The sequence below is a fragment of the Pseudoalteromonas sp. DSM 26666 genome, from assembly GCF_900116475.1.
GTDB classification, from domain to species: Bacteria; Pseudomonadota; Gammaproteobacteria; order Enterobacterales; family Alteromonadaceae; genus Pseudoalteromonas; species Pseudoalteromonas tetraodonis.
Genome location: NZ_FPAR01000007.1, coordinates 96,311 through 118,957, shown reverse-complemented (window position 1 = coordinate 118,957; position 22,647 = coordinate 96,311). Strand labels below are relative to the sequence as shown.

The 22,647-nt window shown below is 40.6% G+C and carries 19 protein-coding genes; 14 read left to right on the top strand and 5 right to left on the bottom strand.

The features are described 5' to 3' along the window. Positions 1-95 precede the first annotated feature (95 nt). Both metB and metL read left to right on the top strand, forming a co-directional pair. Positions 96-1,343, top strand: a complete 1,248-nt coding sequence (metB, locus tag BM380_RS13955; protein ID WP_090494861.1) for a cystathionine gamma-synthase — start codon at positions 96-98, stop codon at positions 1,341-1,343. Between the two features lie 49 nt (positions 1,344-1,392). Continuing rightward, positions 1,393-3,738, top strand: a complete 2,346-nt coding sequence (gene metL / locus BM380_RS13950) for a bifunctional aspartate kinase/homoserine dehydrogenase II (RefSeq protein WP_090494905.1) — start codon at positions 1,393-1,395, stop codon at positions 3,736-3,738. Positions 3,739-3,786: 48 nt separating this feature from the next. Here metL and BM380_RS13945 read toward each other — a convergent pair whose 3' ends face one another. Beyond that, positions 3,787-6,261 carry a penicillin-binding protein 1A gene (locus tag BM380_RS13945; RefSeq protein ID WP_008115027.1) on the bottom strand — a complete coding sequence of 825 codons (2,475 nt, stop codon included), beginning with the start codon at positions 6,259-6,261 and terminating at the stop codon, positions 3,787-3,789. 131 nt (positions 6,262-6,392) lie between these two features. Between BM380_RS13945 and BM380_RS13940 the strand changes: the two genes are divergently transcribed. The 9 genes from BM380_RS13940 (at position 6,393) to BM380_RS13900 (ending at position 15,528) form a co-directional block, all read left to right on the top strand. Next, positions 6,393-7,472 (top strand): pilus assembly protein PilM, encoded by a 1,080-nt coding sequence (locus BM380_RS13940; protein ID WP_013463905.1) that lies wholly within the window; start codon positions 6,393-6,395, stop codon positions 7,470-7,472. Next, positions 7,460-8,032, top strand: coding sequence for a PilN domain-containing protein (locus BM380_RS13935; protein ID WP_008115031.1), 573 nt, complete (start codon positions 7,460-7,462; stop codon positions 8,030-8,032). The genes BM380_RS13940 and BM380_RS13935 overlap by 13 nt, the downstream gene beginning before the upstream one ends. Then, positions 8,022-8,624: a type IV pilus inner membrane component PilO gene (locus BM380_RS13930; protein ID WP_008115035.1), complete on the top strand. Its 603-nt coding sequence runs from the start codon at positions 8,022-8,024 to the stop codon at positions 8,622-8,624. The genes BM380_RS13935 and BM380_RS13930 overlap by 11 nt, the downstream gene beginning before the upstream one ends. After that, positions 8,624-9,160 carry a pilus assembly protein PilP gene (locus BM380_RS13925; protein WP_008115036.1) on the top strand — a complete coding sequence of 179 codons (537 nt, stop codon included), beginning with the start codon at positions 8,624-8,626 and terminating at the stop codon, positions 9,158-9,160. The genes BM380_RS13930 and BM380_RS13925 overlap by 1 nt, the downstream gene beginning before the upstream one ends. After that, entirely contained in the window at positions 9,147-11,237 is a 2,091-nt protein-coding gene (locus tag BM380_RS13920; protein WP_013463907.1) for a type IV pilus secretin PilQ, read from the top strand. Before BM380_RS13925 ends, BM380_RS13920 begins: the two co-directional genes overlap by 14 nt. Positions 11,238-11,684: 447 nt before the next feature. After that, a complete protein-coding gene (gene aroK / locus BM380_RS13915; protein WP_008466255.1) occupies positions 11,685-12,203 on the top strand; it encodes a shikimate kinase AroK in 519 nt (172 codons plus the stop codon). Positions 12,204-12,232: 29 nt separating this feature from the next. Continuing rightward, complete coding sequence (gene aroB, locus BM380_RS13910) at positions 12,233-13,303, top strand: 3-dehydroquinate synthase (protein WP_033104301.1); 1,071 nt, start codon at positions 12,233-12,235, stop codon at positions 13,301-13,303. Beyond that, positions 13,304-14,623, top strand: a complete 1,320-nt coding sequence (locus BM380_RS13905) for an SPOR domain-containing protein (RefSeq protein ID WP_090494859.1) — start codon at positions 13,304-13,306, stop codon at positions 14,621-14,623. Positions 14,624-14,676: 53 nt separating this feature from the next. Further along, complete coding sequence (locus BM380_RS13900; protein WP_008115051.1) at positions 14,677-15,528, top strand: Dam family site-specific DNA-(adenine-N6)-methyltransferase; 852 nt, start codon at positions 14,677-14,679, stop codon at positions 15,526-15,528. Here BM380_RS13900 and BM380_RS13895 read toward each other — a convergent pair. Both BM380_RS13895 and BM380_RS13890 read right to left on the bottom strand, forming a co-directional pair. After that, positions 15,491-15,676 carry a DUF2970 domain-containing protein gene (locus tag BM380_RS13895; RefSeq protein ID WP_008115053.1) on the bottom strand — a complete coding sequence of 62 codons (186 nt, stop codon included), beginning with the start codon at positions 15,674-15,676 and terminating at the stop codon, positions 15,491-15,493. The genes BM380_RS13900 and BM380_RS13895 overlap by 38 nt on opposite strands. A 4-nt stretch (positions 15,677-15,680) precedes the next feature. Beyond that, positions 15,681-15,980: a hypothetical protein gene (locus tag BM380_RS13890; protein WP_028834491.1), complete on the bottom strand. Its 300-nt coding sequence runs from the start codon at positions 15,978-15,980 to the stop codon at positions 15,681-15,683. Between the two features lie 296 nt (positions 15,981-16,276). On the opposite strand from BM380_RS13890, the gene rpe reads away from it, so the two are divergent. The 3 genes from rpe to trpS are packed head-to-tail and all read left to right on the top strand — an operon-like array spanning position 16,277 to position 18,663. Then, a complete protein-coding gene (gene rpe / locus BM380_RS13885) occupies positions 16,277-16,960 on the top strand; it encodes a ribulose-phosphate 3-epimerase (RefSeq protein WP_016900317.1) in 684 nt (227 codons plus the stop codon). Further along, the gene (locus tag BM380_RS13880; protein WP_028834493.1) at positions 16,960-17,625 is read left to right on the top strand and encodes a phosphoglycolate phosphatase; all 666 of its coding nucleotides are present in this window, start codon (positions 16,960-16,962) and stop codon (positions 17,623-17,625) included. The genes rpe and BM380_RS13880 overlap by 1 nt, the downstream gene beginning before the upstream one ends. A gap of 33 nt (positions 17,626-17,658) precedes the next feature. Next, the gene (trpS, locus tag BM380_RS13875; protein WP_008115060.1) at positions 17,659-18,663 is read left to right on the top strand and encodes a tryptophan--tRNA ligase; all 1,005 of its coding nucleotides are present in this window, start codon (positions 17,659-17,661) and stop codon (positions 18,661-18,663) included. 55 nt (positions 18,664-18,718) lie between these two features. Here the strand turns inward: trpS and BM380_RS13870 are convergent, their stop codons facing one another. Further along, on the bottom strand, positions 18,719-19,780 hold the full coding sequence (locus BM380_RS13870; protein WP_090494857.1) for a hypothetical protein: 1,062 nt from the start codon (positions 19,778-19,780) through the stop codon (positions 18,719-18,721). 29 nt (positions 19,781-19,809) lie between these two features. Beyond that, positions 19,810-22,635: an excinuclease ABC subunit UvrA gene (uvrA, locus tag BM380_RS13865; protein WP_024602149.1), complete on the bottom strand. Its 2,826-nt coding sequence runs from the start codon at positions 22,633-22,635 to the stop codon at positions 19,810-19,812. Positions 22,636-22,647 lie beyond the last annotated feature (12 nt).

Here is a 22,647-nt window from a genome sequence, read left to right as displayed (position 1 = left end):
ATTTAGCTATCTAGACATTTAAATGTTTTGACATCTTAAATTGCATGCGCTACCTTTTAGACGTCTAAACATCCAAATTAGTAAAGGTAGCGAAAATGAGTGAAAAAAATAAGGCAACAATTGCTGTTCGTAGTGGAATAGAAGCCGACAAACAGCATGGTGCGGTTGTTCCACCGCTTTATTTATCAACAACTTACTCATTTGCTGACTTTGATACAAAGCGCCAATATGATTATGGCCGCAGTGGTAACCCCAATCGTGACATTTTGGCTGAGGCACTCACGGAGCTTGAAGGTGGCGCTAAAGGCATTATTACCGCAACAGGCATGGCAGCCGTTCACCTAACAACACAATTACTTAATAGTGACGATACGTTAGTGATCCCTCATGACTGTTATGGGGGCAGCTATCGCTTATTTACTTCGCTAGAAAAGCGCGGCTTATTAAAACTAGAAGTGGTCGATTTTACCAAAAGCGACAGTTTGACACGCATCCTTGCTATTAAACCTAAGCTGATTTGGATTGAAACACCTAGCAATCCTATTTTACGCTTAACAGATATTAAAGCGGTAACTGATACAGCTAAACAGTGTGGTGCACTGGTTGCCGCCGACAACACATTTTTATCGCCAGCATTACAAAACCCGATTAAGTTTGGCGCTGATATTGTGGTGCACTCAACCACAAAATATATCAATGGCCATTCAGACGTTGTTGGTGGCGCGGTTATCGCAGCGACTGCTGAGTTAGGTGAAGAGTTAGCGTGGTGGGCAAATAACATTGGCATCACCGGCGCGCCATTTGATAGCTATTTAACGCTCAGAGGCTTACGTACGTTAAACGTGCGTTTAAGGCAACACCAAGAAAATGCACTCGCCATTGCACAGTATTTAGAACGCTCCCAGTTTGTTGCCCAAGTTTACTACCCAGGTCTTGAATCACACCCTCAACATGCGCTAGCTAAGGCGCAGCAGCTTGGCTTTGGCGCTATGGTTAGCTTTGATATAAAAGGCGATATAAACGATGCTGCAGCGTTTTTAACGCGCTTAAATGAATTTAGCTTAGCGGAATCATTAGGTGGAGTAGAAAGTTTGATTTGTCACCCTGCGACTATGACCCACGCCGGCATGGACGCAACCGCGCGTGCAGAAGCCGGAGTAGGCGACACGCTTATTCGTATCTCGGTGGGTATTGAAGATGTAAATGATTTACTCGCTGACTTAGACGGGGTATTTAATTTGGTGCGCCCAGGACAAGCCGATCCCGGCCTATCGGCAAAAAGTGGTGCTAGTGAATCATTTGGTTCAGCAAAGTTAAACGCGGCGCATCCGGCGTTATGGTAGTGCATACCAATCTTCAAAATACAAAACATAAATGCGAGTCGGTATTAATATGGTAAATCAGGTTCATAAATTTGGTGGTTCGAGTTTAAGCTCAGCGGATCGCTTTAAAAGTGTCGCAAATATTATTCTAACTCATGCTCAAGCTGGGGATTGTGTGGTGGTATCGGCTGCCGGTAAAACCACCGATACCTTAGTTAAACTGTGGCAAAGCTATCAACAGCAAGACACTCAAGCTATTGCTGATATTGTATTGCTATTGAGTAACCATCAAATAGCTCTGATTGAGCAATTATTAATAGCTAACGCTAAGCACCATGCGCTTGATTTACTTGAAACTGAACTCAGTATTATTACCAAGCAGGCTAAGCAAGGAACATTAGCTGAAGCTGCGTTATTAGCACATGGTGAATTGTGGTCTGCAAGGTTACTAAGCGCTTACTTAGAACAGCTTAACGTTAGCGCTTGTGCCCATGACGCTAGGCAGTTATTTACGTTAGATGCCGGACAGCTGCAGCATGCTAATAATCAGCAGCAGTGCTTAAAAGCCATACAGACGAGTAAAATTAATGTAGTTACTGGGTTTATTGCGGCTGATTTACATGGTGAAACAGTGACCTTAGGGCGAAATGGCAGTGATTACAGTGCCACTTTATTAGCGCGGTATTGCAATGCTAAAAAAGTCTCTATTTGGACTGACACTCAAGGTGTTTTTAGTACTGATCCGCGTAAGGTTGCTAATGCGGTTAAGTATGCGCGAGTGTGCCGTGATCAAGCGAATTTATTAGCGAGGTTAGGTAATCCAGTATTACACGCTAAAACATTATCGCCATTAAAAGATACCGATATAGAATTAGTTGTTCTCAGTAGTTACGATCCTCAAGGCAGTCATACCGAAATAGTTAAACTAGGAATGAGTAAACAAAAACGCTTTTTAACCACAGTAAATAATGTGGATTTACTCATTGTTGATGATCTGAGTGAAGGCGAAGTAGCACATGTTAGCCAACTTATTCAGCATAGTTTGCATCACTTTGAACACGAAGGCGAAATCTACTTACTAGTCCCTGCGTCAGCGACACATCAGGTGGCTAATTATTTTGCTGGCCGCGCCAATATTAGTGAGTCAAACTTAAATGGGGTGGCGATTATTGCACCTGATCAAGAGGTAGCGCCGCTTGGTAAGCAAAGTGAAGCCTTATTACAAACACAATCTATCCAGCCTCGGTTTACCCATTACGGTGAGGGATATACGTTACTATTAACCGATCAAGTACTTGAAAGTGATGTGCTGAGCCTGTTACATGACAAGCTCATTAATAAAGCACAAGAAATAGCTTTAATTATTGCAGGACTTGGCAATGTAGGTGCTGAGTTTATGCGCCAATTACCTGCTCAACTAGCACGCTTATCAACTGATTTTAACGTCAAGTTAGTAGCGCTTTTACGCTCAGAGCAGATGTTGGTGAATGCTAATGGATTAGACTGTGAAAGCTGGCAACTTCAATGGGAAAACCATGCAAGCTCCTATAAACAAGCCGATTTATTGTCATACATAGATACTCTTGAATATGAACATAAAATAGTGATCGACATTACGGCAAGTGAACATTTTAGTCAGCTTTATAGTAAGTTAGTTGAATTAAACTGCCATTTAATTAGTGCTAATAAATACGCGGGAACCGCATCGCTTTCGTGGTATCAAACACTACGTGAAAGCCTTGCTCAACGTGGCTTACATTGGCGTTATAATGCAAGTGTAGGGGCCGGACTACCGATTAATTTTGCCTTGGCTGATTTACAAAATAGTGGCGATAAAATAACGCGAATAGAAGGCGTGTTTTCAGGCACGCTGTCATGGTTATGCAGTATGTATGATGGCAGTAAAGCGTTTTCAGATTTAGTTCTAGAAGCGCAAGCTTTGGGGTTCACAGAGCCTGATCCTCGAGAAGACTTATCTGGACGAGATATGCAACGTAAGTTGCTTATTTTAGCGCGTGAATTAGGTATTGAATTGGAACTTGATGACATTTCTTTATCCGCTTTGATGCCCGATGAGTTAAGTGCAGGCAGCTGGAATGACTTTATTGATAATAAGGCTCGTTTAGATGCATTTATTGAGCAGCATGCGCAAGCGGCTCAGCAACAAAATGCTGCACTGTGCTACACCGGGTTATTAGAGTTTGAAAACAACACGCTAAACGCTAAGGTAGGGATTGCCTATGTACCAAAAAGCGAAGCGGTTGCGAATTTGACCCCTGGCGATAATATTTTTGTGATTAATACCCAGTGGTATAAGCAAAACGCATTAGTGATACAAGGCCCCGGTGCGGGTAAAGAAGTGACTGCTGCTGGCGTTCACTCTGATTTATACTGGCTGGTACAAAATATTAGTTAGACCATCAAAAAGGCCGCAAATTTGCGGCCTTTTTACTGTTCGCTATATTTAAAATAGCTCTTCTTCAGTTTTAGTGTTTTCTTCAAATATATCATTTGGTTGTGATAACACATACTTGGTAGGAGCGGTGCCTTTTTCAAAGTATTCAAAACGGCTGGTGTAATCGTTTTTATGACTTAATAATCCGGTTTCTAAATCAATACGAATAGAAACTAAGCCTTCAGGTGGTTCGATGGGCGCGGCAGGTTTGCCATCCAGTGCGGCGCGCATAAAATCAACCCATGCAGGCTGAGCTGTTTTTGCGCCTGACTCAGCACCTGATATTTGACCACTTCCTAAGTTATTATTGTAGGTTGACCGTCCCAGTGTATTACCTGGGTTATCAAAGCCAACCCAAACTGATGTCATCACATCGCGGTTAAAGCCACTAAACCAAGTATCTACAGAATCATTAGTCGTGCCTGTTTTACCAGAAAGATCGCGACGTTTTAGCGCTTGTGCACGCCAGCCTGTTCCACTCCAACCGGTTTTATGTGACCAGCTACCGCCACCCCAAATAGCACTATTCATTGCGCTGGCAATTAAAAATGCATTTTGTTTAGAGATGATCTGCGGCGCACAATTTGGTGCTACTTGCTCACCTAGCATTAGCGAGCTAGGTGTTGTCGTTTCATCATCACAAATAATGGTGGGATTGGTTTTAAATAACGTATTACCCATTGCATCTTGGATTTGTGAAATAAAGTACGGCTCAATTAGGTGACCGCCATTAGCAAAAGCACTCATCCCACGAGCTAATTCAAGCGGCGTAATGGATGCACTGCCTAATGCCAGTGACTCACTACGATTTATATCTTTATCGTCAAAACCAAATTTTAATAAATGATCGGCTGTTCTTTGCAGTCCAACGCCCCTTAATAAACGTACGGAAATTACATTCTTAGATTGGGCTAAAGCACGACGAATGCGAATTGGGCCATTATAAATAGCTGGGCTGTTTTTTGGTCGCCATGCAACGCCTTGGCTCTTATCCCATTGATTTATAGGAGCATCATTTAAAATTGACGCTAGTGTGTAGCCTTTTTCAAGCGCAGCTGAATATATAAACGGCTTAATATTTGAGCCTACTTGGCGTTTAGCTTGTACAGCTCGGTTATATTGGCTTTGTTCAAAACTATATCCACCAACAATGGCTTTTATGCGCCCGTCTTGTGGGTCTAAAGAAACAATGGCGCTCGCCGCTTCAGGTATTTGACTTAAAATATAGCTATTATCGTCATTTTTGCGCAGCCATATTTGCATGCCTGGGGTTAATATATCGCTTGCTGTTTCAGGCGCAAAGCTTTGGCGATAGCGTGTAATAAACTTACGTGCCCATTTTAGGTTATCCCAAGTAAGGGTTGTGCGCTCGCCGCTTTTAAGTATAACTTCAGCGCTTTTATCGCTCACGCTTAACACCGCAGCCGTTTTTAAAGGGCCAAATTCATTAACGGCTTTTAAAGTGTTTAATAATTTCGACTGCGTTAATGGCGGCTCTGTTTGCGGATCCCACAATATGGCTTCAGGGCCTCTAAAACCATGGCGCATATCGTAGGCATGTAGGTTATTAACTAGAGCTGTTTGTGCTGCTTTTTGAACATCTGATTCAACAGAGGTGTACACTTTAAACCCTGAGTTATAGGCTTTATCTATACCGTAGCGTGACACCATTTCTGCTCGTACCATTTCTGAAATGTACGGCGCATATAAGTCAATTTCAGCTCCATGAAAATACGCGGTAATTGGTTGGTTAGTGGCTTCATTATACTGCGCTCTTGAAATATACTTCTCTTCAAGCATTCTTCCTAACACCACATTTCTTCTTGCTTTAGCACGTTCTGGATTACGAATAGGATTAAGTGCCGAAGGGGCTTTTGGTAAACCAGCAATCATTGCCATTTGCGCAAGAGTTAACTCTTTTAGTTCTTTACCATAATAAACTTGAGCCGCAGCACCAATACCAAAGGCACGATTTCCTAATTCTATTTTATTTAGGTAAAGCTCAAATATTTCATCTTTTGAGAGGAGGTTTTCGATATGAATGGCAATAAATATTTCTTTTACTTTACGAATGTAGGCTTTTTCTCGTGTTAAAAAGAAGTTACGAGCTAATTGCATGGTAATAGTACTGGCACCTTGCTTTTTCTCACCAGTAGAAATAAGTACTAGCGCTGAGCGCACAATACCAATTGGATCAATACCGATATGATCGTAAAAGCGGTTATCTTCAGTTGCCAAAAAAGCCTGCAATAAAGGCTGGGGAATTTGGTCTATAGTTACAGGGATCCGTCTTTTTTCACCAAATTGGTTGATTAAAAGCCCATCTTTAGTAAATACTTGCATAGGCGTTTGTAATTGCACGTTTTTTAAAACTTGCACGCTGGGAATATCGGATTTAACGTAGTAATAAAGGCTGAGCAATGTAATTAGTGCAAGTAATGCACAAATGATCAAAAATTGTAAAGTTCTTTTTAATAAAATCACTGATATTTCCCTAAACGGACTCCCAATTACAGGTTGAGACTGCTAGTATATATTGATTAAAAATTGAATAATATTTTTTAAGATATAAATTATAACTTGTTTATTATTAAAACAAAGGCAAAGTTGCAAACATGCTAAGTCAACTAATAAAAAAACCATCACCAATGATGGTAGGTATTGATATTGGATCGCACTCTATCAAGGCCGTACTTTTAAGTGAAACAGAAACTGGGCTTCGACTAGAAGCACTTGCAATTGAACCTATGCCAAAAGGCGCTATGAGTGAGCGTAATATTCAAGATATTGAAGCAATTGGTAATGTGATAATCAAGTTAAAACGAAAGCTACCAAAGTCGCTAAAATTCGCGTCTGTTGCCGTCTCTGGGCAAACCGTGATTACCAAAGTTATTTTCATGGATGTTTCCTTAAGCGACGCTGAATTAGAGTCGCAGATTGAAATTGAAGCCGACAGCTTAATTCCTTACCCACTAGATGAAGTGAGTCTTGATTTTGAAAAGCTCTCTACAAATAGTGCTGACCCGAGCAAAATAAATGTACTGCTCTCTGCCGCTAGAACCGAAAGCGTTGAAGCCAGAGTCGGTGCGTTAAGTGCTGCGAATTTAACCGCAAAAGTAGTGGACGTTGAAAGCTATGCGCTAAGTCGCGCTATGGATGTTTACTACCAACAGTTACCATCAGATGCATATGACAAAACGGTTGCAGTGGTTGATATTGGTGCTGTACTCACCTTGGTGAGTGTAGTGCAATCTGGTGAGACAATTTATACCCGTGACCAAGTATTTGGTGGCGACCAATACACAAATAGTATCGTTGCTTACTACAACAAAGGCTTTGATGAAGCTGAAATTGGCAAAACAACCGGTGATTTACCTCCAAACTATACATTTGAAGTGTTAGCTCCTTTTCAAACATCGTTACTCCAGCAGGTTCGTCGTGCTGTTCAAATGTTTTTAACCACCACAGGTAAAGAACAATTGGACTATATTGTATTGACGGGCGGCTCAGCGATGATTAAAGGCATTGATAGATTGCTGATTGAAGAATTAGGAATACACACAGTTGTTGTTGAACCATTTGATAAGATGGAAATATCCCCTAGAGTTGATCGTAATATAATACAGCGCCACCGCACTCAATTTGCAATTGCGACTGGCCTGGCGTTGAGGAGCTTTTCATCATGCCACATATAAATTTATTACCTTGGCGTGAGCTACAGCGTGAGCAGTCTAAAAAGAAATTTATAACACTTCTTATGGCTGTGGTTATCGTCTGTTTTGCTGGTATGTATATGCTGAGTGTGTTTTATGGTGCTCTAAAAGAAGGGCAAACGTTAAAAAATAATTATCTTAGTTCAGAAATTACAACGCTCGACAATAAAATTCGCGACATACGTGATCTAGACAAGAAAAAAGAAAACTTACAACAACGTATGCGTTTAATTGAAGAGTTACAAAGTAGTCGTAATTTAGGCACCCAAATAATGGATGAAGTGGCAAAAATAGTGCCTGCAGGGGTTTATTTAACCAAGCTGGAGCGCAAAGGTAATCAAATTCATGTGTTAGGCAAAAGTGAGTCTAATAATCGTTTATCTACTATGCTCAGACAGGTACAAAGCTCTTACTTATTAGAGCGCCCGACTATGCAAGGTATTGTTGCCGGCGATCAATCTTCACGTTTACTCAGCGATTTTAATATGGAGTTTTACGTAAAACCATTTGGCAAAATAGGTGAGGTACGTAATGAACCTTGATTTTAAATCGTTTACAGAAATCGATTGGAATGAAATCGAGCTCGATAACATCGGTGAGTGGCCCGTTATTGTAAAAGCAATATGCGGAACTTTTGTAGCTTGTTTGGTGTTGTTTTTTAGCTACAGCTTATTAGTGTCGGATGAAATAGACAGCTACCACAATGCCGTTGCTAAGGAAATTGAGTTACGCACAACCTACCGAACTAAATATGCAGTTGCCAGTAAGCTTGATATTTATCGTGAGCAAATGGTTGAGATGGAAGATAAATTCTCTCAATTATTAAAACGCCTACCTACTTCAAATGAGACGCCAGGATTATTGGACGACCTTTCTTATGTGGGTACAACCAGCGGGTTAACATTTTTAAAAATTGGTTGGTTGCCAGAAGTTGAAAAAGAGTTTTATACCGAGTTGCCAATTAAAATTGAAGTGGTAGGTACTTATCATGAGTTTGGCGAATTTGTAGGGAAAGTGGCTCAACTACCAAGAATTGTCAGTTTACATGACTTTTCTATTTTATCATCTGGCGAAAAGCAGCTAACATTCAGTGTAGTAGCAAAAACTTACCGTTATGAAGAGGGGGTGAGATGATGAAGCAGCTTCTCTTTTTAACCACTGCGATGTTTTTGCTCAGTGGCTGTAACGAGGATACATCGGAGCAAAAAGAATTTATTGATCAGGTTAAGGCAAATACCACGGCACGTATTGAAAAAATACCTGAGCTAGTTAAGTTTGAGCACTTTGAGTATAACGCCAAAGACTTACGTAGCCCTTTTGTAGCGCCAGAACCAGAAATTATTCAAAACAAGCTAACACAAGTTAAAAACTGTCTTCACCCAGATCCAGAGCGTGTTCGTCAGCCACTGGAGAAGTACCCATTAGATAATTTAGCAATGAGGGGCACAATAGGATCGAACGGCAAAACATGGGCGCTCATTACAGCTGCTGATGACACCTTGCACCGAGTAACAATAGGAAGCTATTTAGGCACCTATGACGGAAAAGTAAGCAGTGTTAATAGTGACTATATTGAATTAGTAGAATTAATCCCTGATGGGTCAGGTTGTTGGAAAGAACGTTTGACCAAATTAGAAATGTTAGAGGCGGCAACCAATGGCGCAAATTAATAAGAAAAAAGGTATACCCTATATGCACAAAGGTGAGTGTTCGCATCATCGTATTTTATCTGCTTTATTGTTTGTTTTTTTACTACTAATGACAAAAGCCGTAAGTGCAGCCCCTTTACTCTATGACGTTCGATATAATCCATTGCTTAAAGGTGAAACCGAATTACAGCTAGTTTTTGATGAAGAATTGCAGCAGCAACCAGCAGTACAAGTTTTTAATAGCCCTGCAAGAATAGAGCTACTATTTGATGGGGTAGAATTAGATGAAGGGTTGACGAATATCGCTATCAACCAAGCTGGTATCAGTAACATCACGAGTATGATGACCAGTGCGGGTTTAAAAGTGACCATTAACTTGGACCGATTAAAAATTTATGAGACTGAAGTAAACAATAATTTAGTTTCTATTAGAATTTCTGATAACCCACTCACAGAGCAAATTTTAACAACCAGCGAAGATAAGCCTGCTTACACGTCTAATTATATTAACGGTATTCAAGCAATTGACTTTCGACGTGGAGAAAAAGGTGAAGCGAAAGTACTTGTTTATCTACAAGATACTCAGGCAGCTGTAGAGGTTCATGAAAGCGGTGGAAAAATCATTGCCGAGTTTCATCATACCGATATTTTAGATGATTTATTGTATGAATTAGATGTACTTGATTTTGGCACTGTGGTGAGCAGTATTGAAACGTTTAAAGAAGATAACCTTACACGTTTAGTGATTGAACCAAACACTGCATTTGCCTATACCTATCAGCAAATTGAGAATATTTTTACCTTAACGGTTGAGAAAGATGAAACGCAAAATGCCTACTTAGATGGTGGTAAAGAGTACTTGGGTCGTCCTATGACGCTTAATTTTCAAGATATCTCTGTTCGTGCTGTGTTACAGATTATTGCCGGTTACAATGATTTTAACTTGGTAACAAGCGACTCAGTGACAGGCAATATTACTCTTCGCCTTGATGGGGTTCCGTGGGATCAGGCGTTAGATGTCGTGCTTAGAATAAAAGGCTTAGACAAACGCATGGACGGTTCTATTTTAATGGTTGCACCATCTGAAGAGCTGGCTGCCCGTGAAGCAAAAGAGTTAAAAGCTAAACAGCAAGTTGAGGATTTAGAGCCACTTTACAGTGAATACATCCGCTTAAATTATGCAAAAGCAGAAGATTTTGCCGACTTATTAAAAACAGATACTAACAGTATTATTACAGCCAGAGGGAGCGTGTCTGTTGATCAACGTACTAATACGTTATTAATGAAAGACACTGCAAAAAGTATTGAAAGTGTTCGTCGTATGGTCGAAACTTTAGATATACCGGTTAAACAAGTGGTTATTGAAGCGCGTATGGTAACCGTACGTGACAACGTAACTGAAGACTTGGGGGTTCGTTGGGGGTTTAGTGATCAGCAAGGCTCAGACGGTGTTTCTGGCACATTAGAAGGAGCTGAAACGATTTCTAATGGTAATATTCCTAGTCTTTCTGATCGACTTAACGTTAATTTACCAGTGGCGAATCCATCGGCGAGTATAGGTATGCACATTGCTAAATTGGCTAACGGAACATTAATTGATTTAGAATTAACCGCCCTTGAAGAAGAAAACAAAGGTGAAATCATTGCAAGCCCACGCATTACTGCTGCTAATCAGCAAAAAGCGCGTATTGAACAAGGTACTGAGATCCCGTATGTGGAGTCAGCTTCAAGTGGTGCAACAACCGTAAGTTTTAAAAAGGCAGTACTAAGCCTAGAAGTGACACCTCATATCACACCCGATAACAAAGTTATTTTAAATTTAATCATTACTCAAGATACCCGAGGGGATACGGTTCAAACAGGTACAGGCCCAGCGGTTGCCATCGATACGCAACAAATTGAGACTCAAGTACTCGTTGAGAATGGACAAACGGTAGTGTTGGGTGGTATTTTCCAACAGCAAATTATTAATTCGACCAAAAAAGTACCTTTATTGGGCGACCTTCCTTACGTAGGAAGACTATTTAAAAGCACAAGCGAGTTCAATGAAAAGCGCGAACTGCTGATTTTTGTCACACCTAAAATCCAAATAGACTAAATATTTAAGCTATCTAGGTTGAATACCAGCCTAGATAGTATGGGTATGTAATTTAGTTATCGTGGTGTGAACACTCCCTATAAATGTACAATAAGACAGTATATAATTTTGATCATGTACTGTACTGCGGATGTATTTAAGGCTGCGTTTATGTTGTTTGTAATTCAGGCTCTTGTAAAGTTACCATGCAAAAGCTTTCATGAAGCAACAATGTAGTAACCTTAATTGCATAAATTTTAACCCTAGAAGATAAACTTGCCTATAATAAGGTGCTTTTTTGTTAACCAGTGGGTAATTATTTAGTTTAATTGCTCGTTATATGGCTTTTTATCCTAATTGACTTGAAATACCCGACCGATTACTGAGATAATCCCTTTCTTAATTTTGGGGCCAGGTCGTTAGGCGGGGTTTTATTTCAAATTTTAGAGTTCGTTTGTACTAAAAGATATGGCTGAGAAACGTAATATATTTCTAGTTGGCCCCATGGGGGCTGGCAAAAGCACGATTGGTCGTCACATCGCTGACCAATTACACCTTGAATTTGTTGATTCTGATCAAGAAATCGAACGTCGCACGGGCGCAGATATTGCCTGGGTATTCGATCTTGAAGGTGAAGAAGGCTTTAGACTTCGTGAAGAATCTGTTATTGGTGACTTAACCGAAATGCAAGGTATTGTACTTGCAACCGGTGGTGGCTCAGTAATGAGTAAAGAAGTTCGAAACAAGCTTTCGGCTCGCGGTATTGTTGTATACTTAGAGACACCGATTGAAAAGCAAGTTGCACGTACGCAACGCGACAAGCGTCGCCCATTACTGCAAACAGAAGAAGCACCTCGTGATGTACTTGAGCGCTTAGCAGAAGAGCGTGAACCATTATATAAAGAAGTAGCTGATTTTGTTGTACGCACTGATGAGCAGAGCGCGAAAGTTGTTGCTAACCAAATCATCGAGAAATTGGATTTTTAAAAGCCAGTATTAAAAAGGACTAACCCAGCATGCTTGAATTAACTGTTAATTTAGACGAGCGAAGTTATCCTATTTATATTGGTCAATCTGCACTTCAAGATACAGGCCGTCTAATCCATCACATTGGTGATTGTCGGCCTATCATCATTACTAATGAAACGATTGCACCGCTGTACCTTCAACAGTTGCTTGACTCATTAGCACAGCTAAACCCACTGCATTTTATTATTCCAGATGGTGAGCAATATAAATCACTCACTTGGTTTGAAAAAATTTCGGCATTCCTACTTGAGAATAATTGCGGCCGTGACACCTGCTTAATTGCATTAGGTGGTGGCGTTGTAGGTGATTTAACTGGATTTGTTGCTGCTTGTTATCAGCGTGGCGTCCCTTTTATCCAAATACCAACCACTTTATTATCTCAAGTTGATTCTTCAGTTGGCGGCAAAACAGCGGTTAATCACCCGCTAGGTAAAAATATGATTGGGGCTTTTTATCAACCCCAAGCTGTATTTATTGACACGCGTTCGTTGCATACCTTACCAACACGCGAGTTTGCTGCAGGCATGGCTGAAGTTATTAAGTATGGCCTGATTTACGATACTGAACTGTTTGCTTATCTAGAGCATAACATCGCTAAATTACAACAATTAGACGAGACGTGTTTACAGCACATCATCTTCAGATGCTGTGAAATTAAAGCGCTTATTGTTGCACAAGATGAAAAAGAGCAGGGCCTTCGTGCGTTGTTAAATTTAGGGCACACGTTTGCGCATGCTATTGAAGCACAAATGGGTTACGGTGTTTGGTTACATGGAGAAGCGGTCGCGACAGGTATGGTGCTTGCTGCAAAGCTTGCTTATACTCGCCAAGATTTAACACGAGAAGATGTAGAGCGTATTGCTACATTAATAGCGCAATATAGCTTACCAATCGAGATACCTAGCGATATGACCAGTGAGCACTTTTTACTGCATATGCGAAAAGATAAAAAGAATAAAAAAGGGACTATCCGATTCATTTTACCCACCGAATTTGGTCAATGTGCATTAGTTGATGATGTGTCTGATGATCAAGTCAGAGCATTGATCGAGCAATAAATGCAGTCACAAATTTTACCGAGCCGTGCGGCTTTGGTGGATAGAATCGCATTGCAATTTGAATATGGTCAAAACCTAATTGTTTTGTTGGGCACTTCTGGTTTAGGTAAAAGCTATTTGCTTGAAACCTTCATCACTGATAAATATAACGATTTTAATAAAGCGTTTGTGCAAGTTGGCGCTCAAATGACTGATGTGCAATTGATGACTCAATTATTAGAGCAAAGCTTTAATGCCCCTTTAATTGACCACAACCTGAGCTTATCACAAAACTATTATCAATTAGCGAAGCAACAACAATGCGGCGCGTGTTTATGGGTTATCGATGGCGGCAGGCACCTATCTGAAGAACTAATTGCAGAGCTCGAGCTGTTATCAAAAAGTGCGCCCAATGTGCTTTACATTATGATTGCATCGCAATCTAAATTGCCGTTTAAAGAGGCAGTTAATATTCATTTAGAGCCATTAAACTTGGTTGAAAGTAAGCAGCTAATGGGATGGTACTTCACGGCTTTACCTTATGATGAAGACCCTGTATTTAAAACCTTTTTAGTTGAAGCCCAAGGTAACCCAAGTCTTTTATTAGCCTGGCAGCCTAGCGAACAAGTTGCTGATATTATCGTAAAAGACAAAGTATCTTGGCGCTTACAGTTGCTCACACTATTACTCATAATTATGTTATTGATTATTGGCGTTGTATACAAAGCTGATATGACCCAATGGTGGAAAAATGCTAATCGTCAAAGCGATGAGCAAGTCCTCACAACCGCTATTACAACCGAGCAAGCTATTCAAAATAAACAACAACCGGTTAAATCACCAACCCTGTTTACTTCACCACAGCCTATAACTAAAGAGCCAACTACAGATGAGCGTGCCCACAATGACGTGCCAGCAATTGTAGGTAGTTTAACTGAGCCATCGACTTTAACTGAACAAGAAAAGCCAGCACCGCCGCCGGTTGAAGAAGAAGCCATTAGCGTGCCTGAGGTGGTAAAGCAGCAAAGCCAAATAATAAAAATACCCAGTAACTGGTACCTAGAACAACCTGAAGATAATTTTGTTATTCAGCTATTAGCCGTAACTCAGCAGCAGGTAGGCAATGAGTTTATTGCTGAACATAAGCTAGAAAGTATTACCAATACATATCAAACTAAGCGAAATGGTAAAATATGGTGGGTGGTAACAACAGGCAGTTTTGCTAACTTAAATGAGGCAAAACAAGCACTGCAAGCACTCCCCGCTGGAGTAAGAAAAAATAAACCTTTCTATAAAAAAATTAGCAAAATAAAACAAGAAATTGCACGAGTTGATCAGTAAACTCAGTGACTTTAGTGTAAAATCGCGCAACACCGAATTGAAGTAAAGAGCCAATGCAGCAAAAGAGTAGAGCCTTCCTTAAATGGGCTGGCGGAAAATACAGCCTCGTTGAAGATATTAACGCGCGACTAAATCAAGCAAGTAAACATGCAGATACCTTGGTTGAACCTTTTGTTGGTGCGGGCTCAGTGTTTTTAAATAGTAATTTTAAACACTACGTACTTAACGATATAAATGCTGATTTAATCAATTTATATAAAGAGCTTAAACGTTCGCCGGATGAGTTTATTAGCGATGCAAAAAAACTATTTGTTGATTTAAATAACCATCCAGATGCGTATTACGATTATCGTGTGCAGTTTAACCAAAGCAGCGATGTGTATGAGCGAGCTATTTTATTTTTATATATGAACCGCCATGGTTATAACGGATTATGTCGATATAACTTAAAGGGCATTTTTAATGTGCCTTTTGGTAAATATAAAAAGCCTTATTTTCCTGAAAAAGAAATGTACTTTTTTGCCAACAAAGCACAAAAAGCAACATTTACCTGCTTAGGCTACGATGATGTATTTAAACTGGTCCCTAAAAATGCGGTGATATACTGCGATCCGCCCTATGTGCCATTAAGTAAAACCGCATCGTTTACCTCTTACGCTAAAGGCGGATTTAACTTAGATGATCAGGCTAATTTAGCTAACTTGGCTGAGCAAGCGGCATTTGAGAATAACACGCCAGTCCTTATTTCAAACCACGATACCGTGTGGACACGCAAAATTTACAGTCAAGCATCACTGGATAAAATTCAGGTTAAACGTACGATTAGTCCAAAGGGCGGTTCACGAAATAAAGTGGATGAGCTAATGGCTATGTATTTAGCACCGAAGTCACGGTTGCATAAATAGCCAATACAAACAATACAAACAGTACTACGGCAATAGCTATCAGCGTAATTGGAGAGTGGTACTTAAAGTCTGTTTTGCGCTTATCTTCAGATTGAACACCAAAAAATGCAGCCAGTACGCTTTGTAACGCGCTAAAAAAGTGCTGCATTTAATTAAAATAATGGCTTGATTGAAGAGGGCTTGTGTTTGTCATCAGTACCCGTTAACAACTCTAGCAAGTCTAAGTAATGAAACTGAGCGCTACGGCTATCACCTGTTAACCAAGAGGCCCAAGACGAATCCTCTTCAATTTGAATGCAACGGGTTGCGCTATTATTAATAGCGTTGGTTTGCTCTTTATGAAGACAAATGTTGGCAGAGCTTAAATCTTGCTCAGTATTTGAGCAAAGCGATGTTGCTCCAATAATAACACTTACCGACGTGATTAATAATCCAATTTTAAAAGCACGCATAATATAACCTAATAATTTAGTTCTTCGCGCAGCATAACAAAAACTGCTTAAATAATACACTTTATTTTTGTTATTGTTTATTTGTATTGTGTTTTAAATACTGAGTGGCCCCCGCTTAAAAACTGATTCTTTTTTTAATTATAAAGCCTACATCCTCAGCAGGTTATTCTTTTTCATGAATAGCCGCAATAAGGCTTTAACATTACTTATTTGGCGCTATTTTTAAAGGTGCTACTTGGGTAACTTCGCTAATTAAGTTACATTAACGGCATAAATTATTCATTAACGGATTAGCGATGCTCAACTGTGAACAAAAATACTTAATAGCGCCCTCAATATTATCTGCAGACTTTGCACGATTAGGCGAAGATGTCGACAAAGTGTTAGCCGCAGGTGCTGATGTCGTTCATTTTGATGTAATGGATAACCATTACGTACCTAACTTAACGATTGGCCCAATGGTATGTAAAGCACTTCGCGACTACGGGATTAAAGCCCCGATTGATGTGCATTTAATGGTAAAACCGGTAGATAGCTTAATTCCACAATTTGCCGAGGCGGGTGCATCAATTATTACCTTTCACCCAGAGGCGAGCGAGCATATTGACCGTACTTTGCAATTGATAAAAGATGAAGGTTGCCAAGCAGGCTTAGTGTTCAACCCTGCAACGAGTTTAAGTTACCTCGATCACGTAATGGATAAAGTAGATGTGATCTTATTAATGTCAGTAAATCCTGGGTTTGGTGGGCAAAGTTTTATTCCACAAACACTCGAGAAACTGCGAGAGGCAAAACAACGCATTGTTGAATCTGGACGTGATATTCGTTTAGAAGTAGATGGCGGTATTAAAGTAGATAACATAGCAGCGGCGGCTGAAGCGGGTGCAGATATGTTTGTTGCAGGCTCAGCTATTTTTAATCAGGCTGATTATAAAACAGTGATTGATGAGATGCGTCAGCAATTAGAAAGTGTTAAATAATGAAATATGATGCAGCGTTTTTTGACTTAGACGGCACCCTAGTTGATAGTGTGTACGACTTGTATATGGCTTTAAATTTAACACTTAGCGATTTAGCGTTTCCAATTGTCAGTCAGCGATTAGTTGAAAGTTGGGTAGGTAATGGCATTGAGGTGTTAGTTAAACGAGCCCTTTGCGGCGATATGCAAATTAGTGAGCATCTCGATGAGGCTTTAAGCGAACGAGCTATCAATCTGTTTTATCAACATTACAGTGAGCAGATCGGTGAATACAGTGTGTTATATCAGCATGTTGAAACTGGTCTTGCTGCTCTCAGTGGTATGCCTAAAGCACTTATTACTAATAAAGCACGCCGCTTTACTGAAATGCTTTTAGATAAGCTTGCTATTCGCAGTCATTTTGAAGTGATTGTTTGCGGTGACGACATGGCAAAAAAACCGTCACCTGAGCCGCTATTATTTGCTTGCGATGCATTAAATATAACGCCTGATAAAGCGATTATGATTGGTGACTCAAAGAGTGACATACTCGCAGCGCAAGCCGCTAACATTGACGTGATAGCGCTCACTTATGGGTATCACCAGGGAGAGCAGTTAGCGGATTATAATCCGCAGTACCTATGCGATAACTTCTTAGCTATAATACCGACACTAACACAGCGTTAAGCATTTTTAATTAAGTAAAAATAAAGGAAAATCATGAGTAAACCAGTAGTATTAAGTGGCATGCAGCCAACCGGTGGTATGACAATAGGCAACTATGTTGGCGCTATTAACCAGTGGGTTAAGCTACAGGAAGAATATGATAGCTACTTTATGCTTGCAGACTTGCATGCAATTACCGTACGCCAAGACCCTGAATTATTGCGTGCTCGTGTACTCGATGGCGTTGCGTTATATACGGCATGCGGTATTAACCCAGAAAAAGCGGCGTTATTTGTACAATCTCAGGTACCTGAGCATGCGCAACTTGGCTGGGTATTAAACTGTTATGCGCAAATGGGTGAGCTTAATCGCATGACCCAGTTTAAAGATAAGTCGGCAACGCATGCTAATAATATTAATGTGGGGTTATTTGCTTATCCGGCTTTGCAAGCGGCTGATATTTTACTGTACCAAGCAGACAAAGTACCTGTAGGTGAAGATCAAAAACAGCACCTTGAACTAACGCGTGATATTGCAACTCGCTTTAATAATGTTTACGGCGATATTTTTACGCTGCCAGAACCGTATATTCCAGAATTTGGTGCGCGAGTCATGAGCCTGCAAGATCCACTGAAGAAAATGTCTAAGTCAGATGAAAATCCAAATGGCTTTATTATGATGTTAGACGAGCCGAAAAAGATTGAGAAAAAGCTTAAAAAAGCAGTTACCGATTCTGACGAGCAAGCGCGTATTTACTTTGATCGCAAAGAAAAGCCAGGTGTATCTAATTTACTTACGCTACTAAGTGTGGCAACTAAGCGCTCAATTGAAGAGTTAGTCCCTGAATACGAAGACAAAATGTATGGCCATTTGAAAAAAGACACCGCAGCAGCTGTTGTCAGCATGATTGAGCCAATTCAAACACGTTTTAAAGAAATTCGTGAAGATCAAACACTTCTTAATGACATCATGAGAACAGGGGCTGAAAAAGCCAGCGCGCGTGCAGAAACTACATTAAAAGCAGTTTATGATGCGGTTGGGTTTATTCCACGCCCATAAGCGCGCTTATTTGCAGATATAAAAATGCCGCTAATTTAGCGGCATTTTTTATATTTTAATGTTTTGTAGCAGAAATACCGGCAGACTCACAGGCTCTAACTATAAATTGATAACCGTAAGGCATGCTTTGATCAGGCGTTATTTCAATAATTTCGTAATCATTGAGCTCGATTGACTTACTCTCTGTTGATTTCTTACATCGTGAATAACTGTCTGCTTCATAACTATAGGCAAACATGGCAATTAAGCGCTTACTACGTTCAAAGTAGCCTTTAGTATCTAAAAACTGCCTAACCGTTTGAGTGTTCTCATCTTCGCCTTCTAAGTGAATACCAAATGTTTTTGTCTGAGCGCCGTCATTGTCTGAAGAGGGGAGTTTTTTCTCTATTTGCTCACTCAATTTTTCTATGGCTTGCTCTTGTTCAGCGGGGGATTTATTTGCGAGCGATTGGCTATTTTCAAAGCTATTTACTATATCGTTTAATACTTTTTCAGGCGGTTTTTCATCAATAAATGCAATCAGACTTACAAACACTACCGTCGCTAAAAAAAAGCGGGTTAATGCAGTTAGAAGTGGTGAGTAGCTTTGGCTAATAAACTTTATGCGATCAGATCCAAATGGCTTGATTAGTAATAACACTATGATGTAAAAAGGCAAAATAAGTTGTAAGCCGAGCAGTGTTGCCAGAGTTATTCCTAGTGTCCAAGGCGGTAAATATAATAAAGTGGCAAAGTTATGAGTGTAATTAAAGTGATTAGCTGATACCTGAGTAACTTCATTTACAATGCCACTAGCACTTGCTAAAACAAAGTTAGCAATACTGGCATAAAATACCAAAATAAGTGCTTTACCGGCGAGTGAATTCCATAGTTGATTAAACTTAGGCCAAAATTCTATGATCAGCGCAATAATAGTAATAGTGGCACATAGCCACGTTAACTTAAAAATGGCTAGGGTTATAAACGCAAGCAGATAAAGTTTTTGCGCGGTGTTAAGGTTAAACCATATGCTTTTTATATGGCTAAGCAGTTTAACTTGGTGTGGTTGCCAGCTTTTTTGCTGTTGCTTAAACAGCTTATTAGCACGCCATTTTGCAATTTTTAAATACCTTAACACCGACTTTCCTTATCTAAAGCGTATTACCGTTATTTATTTAATAACGGTTTTAAGTAGTGCCCAGTATGAGAGCGCTGGCATTCAGCCACTTCTTCTGGTGTACCTGCAATCAGTATTTCACCGCCGCCAGCACCACCTTCAGGGCCTAAATCAACGATCCAGTCGGCTGTTTTGATTACATCTAAATTGTGCTCAATCACTACAATGGTATTGCCATGATCGCGCAGACGATGCAGTACTACTAATAACTGCTCTATATCTGCAAAGTGCAGGCCTGTTGTTGGCTCATCTAATATGTATAGCGTTTTACCGGTATCACGCTTAGAAAGCTCACGTGCTAACTTAATTCGCTGTGCTTCACCACCAGAAAGTGTTGTAGCGGCTTGGCCTAAGCGGATATAAGAAAGTCCAACATCCATTAGGGTTTTAAGTTTGCGTGCTATGGCCGGTATTTTATCAAAGTAGTCATGGGCATCTTCAACGGTCATATCGAGCACTTGGTTGATGTTTTTGCCTTTATATTGTACTTCTAAGGTTTCGCGGTTATAACGTTTACCTTTACATACATCACACGGCACATATACGTCAGGTAAAAAGTGCATTTCTACTTTAATAACGCCATCACCTTGGCATGCCTCACAACGCCCACCTTTAACATTAAAGCTAAAGCGACCTACTTTGTAACCACGTGAACGGGCTTCTTGAGTACCCGCAAACAGTTCACGAATACCGGTGAAAATACCGGTATAAGTTGCAGGATTTGAACGCGGTGTGCGGCCAATAGGACTTTGGTCAATATCAATCACTTTATCAAAGTGCTCAAGGCCTGCAATTGACTTGTAAGGGGCCGCTTCTGCGGTTGTGGCACCATTAAGCTCAGTGTGAGCGAGTTTAAATAAGGTGTCGTTAATGAGTGTAGATTTACCTGAGCCCGATACACCGGTAATACAGGTCATTAAGCCAAAGGGTATTTTTAAATCAACATTTTTTAAGTTATTACCGGTAGCGCCAAACAGCTCTAACCATTTATCGTTAGTAGCATGGCGCTCTTTAGGTACTTCAATTTTACGCACCCCCGATAAAAACTGACCGGTAACCGAGTCTTTGCTCGCTAAAATATCATCGCGTGTACCTTGAGCAATAACATGGCCGCCATGCACACCAGCACCCGGACCAATATCAATAATATGATCTGCCGCGCGGATCGCGTCTTCATCATGCTCTACAACAATAACGGTGTTACCTAAATCACGTAAATGCACTAAGGTTTTTAATAAACGGTCGTTATCACGTTGGTGTAAACCAATTGAAGGTTCATCCAGTACATACATAACACCCACTAATCCAGCGCCAATTTGACTCGCTAAACGAATACGCTGTGCTTCACCGCCAGAGAGCGTGTCGGCGCTGCGCTCAAGTGATAAGTAATTTAGGCCAACATTTATTAAGAAAGATAAACGATCGCGAATTTCTTTTAGAATTTTTTCGGCGATTTGGCCTTTTTGCCCAGTCAAATGCAAACCTTCAAAAAAGCTCATTGCCTCACCAATACTCATATGTGTGATGGTTGGTAAATTAGTTTGACCAATAAATACGTTACGTGCTTCTTGGCGAAGGCGCGAACCTTTACAACTAGGACACGCTTGACTAGTTTGATACTTAGCTAGCTCTTCACGCACAGAGTTTGATTCAGTTTCGCGGTAGCGGCGGTTCATATTATTTAACACGCCTTCAAATACATGATTACGTGTAATTAAATCACCGCGGTCATTACGGTAATTAAATGCAATTTTAGTATCACCCGAGCCATCTAGGATAATTTTCTTATGTTCTTTTGCAAGCTCTTGATAAGGAACATCTAAATCAAAGTCGTAATGTTGTGCAACTGCTTGCAACATTTGATAGTAGTAAAAGCTGCGTTTATCCCAACCTTTAATTGCACCGCCAGCTAAACTTATCTCAGGGTTATGAACCACGCGATTAGGGTCAAAGTATTGCCTTACACCTAAACCGTCACAGCTTTGACAAGCCCCGGCTGGGTTGTTGAACGAAAATAGACGCGGTTCAAGCTCTGTCATCGCATAGCCACAGGTTGGACAGGCAAAATTTGCTGAAAACAGCATTTCTTCAGCATTGCTATCGTCCATAAACGCAATGTTGGCAACGCCGCCTGACATTTCAAGTGCTGTTTCGAATGATTCCGCGAGACGTTGTTGCTGGCCGTCTTTGACTTTAAAGCGATCAACCACGACTTCAATTGTGTGCTTTTTATGTAGATCTAGTGGTGGTGGATCAGATAGGTCGCACACTTCGCCATCAATACGTGCGCGAATGTAGCCTTGGCTTGCAAGCTGCTCTAATAGCTTTACATGTTCGCCTTTACGGTCTTTAACAACAGGGGCCAAGAGCATTAGCTTTGTGCCCTCAGGCAGCGCCAGTGCGGTATCGACCATTTGGCTGATTGTTTGCGCCGCGAGCGGTAAATCATGAGTCGGACAGCGAGGTTCGCCAACGCGTGCAAACATCAAGCGTAAATAATCGTAGATTTCAGTAATAGTTCCCACGGTTGAACGTGGGTTATGCGAGGTTGATTTTTGTTCTATGGAAATAGCAGGAGAAAGGCCTTCAATATGATCTACATCGGGCTTTTCCATTAATGACAAAAACTGCCTTGCATAAGCAGAGAGTGATTCAACATACCGGCGTTGCCCTTCTGCATACAGCGTATCAAATGCAAGTGATGACTTTCCTGAACCAGATAAGCCAGTAATAACAATTAGTTTATCACGTGGGATGGTTAGGCTGATGTCTTTTAAATTGTGCGTGCGGGCGCCTCGGACTTCAATGTTTTCCATGCTATCTCGTTT

Excerpts from the sequence above, each read along its gene's own strand:
- trpS (WP_008115060.1), top strand. The coding sequence starts at position 17,659 with ATGAGTAAACCAGTAGTATTAAGTGGCATGCAGCCAACCGGTGGTATG.
- uvrA (WP_024602149.1), bottom strand. The coding sequence starts at position 22,635 with ATGGAAAACATTGAAGTCCGAGGCGCCCGCACGCACAATTTAAAAGAC.
- BM380_RS13940 (WP_013463905.1), top strand. The coding sequence starts at position 6,393 with ATGCTAAGTCAACTAATAAAAAAACCATCACCAATGATGGTAGGTATT.
- aroK (WP_008466255.1), top strand. The coding sequence starts at position 11,685 with ATGGCTGAGAAACGTAATATATTTCTAGTTGGCCCCATGGGGGCTGGC.
- BM380_RS13880 (WP_028834493.1), top strand. The coding sequence starts at position 16,960 with ATGAAATATGATGCAGCGTTTTTTGACTTAGACGGCACCCTAGTTGAT.
- BM380_RS13890 (WP_028834491.1), bottom strand. The coding sequence starts at position 15,980 with ATGCGTGCTTTTAAAATTGGATTATTAATCACGTCGGTAAGTGTTATT.
- BM380_RS13930 (WP_008115035.1), top strand. The coding sequence starts at position 8,022 with ATGAACCTTGATTTTAAATCGTTTACAGAAATCGATTGGAATGAAATC.
- metB (WP_090494861.1), top strand. The coding sequence starts at position 96 with ATGAGTGAAAAAAATAAGGCAACAATTGCTGTTCGTAGTGGAATAGAA.
- BM380_RS13925 (WP_008115036.1), top strand. The coding sequence starts at position 8,624 with ATGAAGCAGCTTCTCTTTTTAACCACTGCGATGTTTTTGCTCAGTGGC.
- aroB (WP_033104301.1), top strand. The coding sequence starts at position 12,233 with ATGCTTGAATTAACTGTTAATTTAGACGAGCGAAGTTATCCTATTTAT.
- metL (WP_090494905.1), top strand. The coding sequence starts at position 1,393 with ATGGTAAATCAGGTTCATAAATTTGGTGGTTCGAGTTTAAGCTCAGCG.
- BM380_RS13905 (WP_090494859.1), top strand. The coding sequence starts at position 13,304 with ATGCAGTCACAAATTTTACCGAGCCGTGCGGCTTTGGTGGATAGAATC.
- rpe (WP_016900317.1), top strand. The coding sequence starts at position 16,277 with ATGCTCAACTGTGAACAAAAATACTTAATAGCGCCCTCAATATTATCT.
- BM380_RS13935 (WP_008115031.1), top strand. The coding sequence starts at position 7,460 with ATGCCACATATAAATTTATTACCTTGGCGTGAGCTACAGCGTGAGCAG.
- BM380_RS13900 (WP_008115051.1), top strand. The coding sequence starts at position 14,677 with ATGCAGCAAAAGAGTAGAGCCTTCCTTAAATGGGCTGGCGGAAAATAC.
- BM380_RS13895 (WP_008115053.1), bottom strand. The coding sequence starts at position 15,676 with ATGCAGCACTTTTTTAGCGCGTTACAAAGCGTACTGGCTGCATTTTTT.
- BM380_RS13920 (WP_013463907.1), top strand. The coding sequence starts at position 9,147 with ATGGCGCAAATTAATAAGAAAAAAGGTATACCCTATATGCACAAAGGT.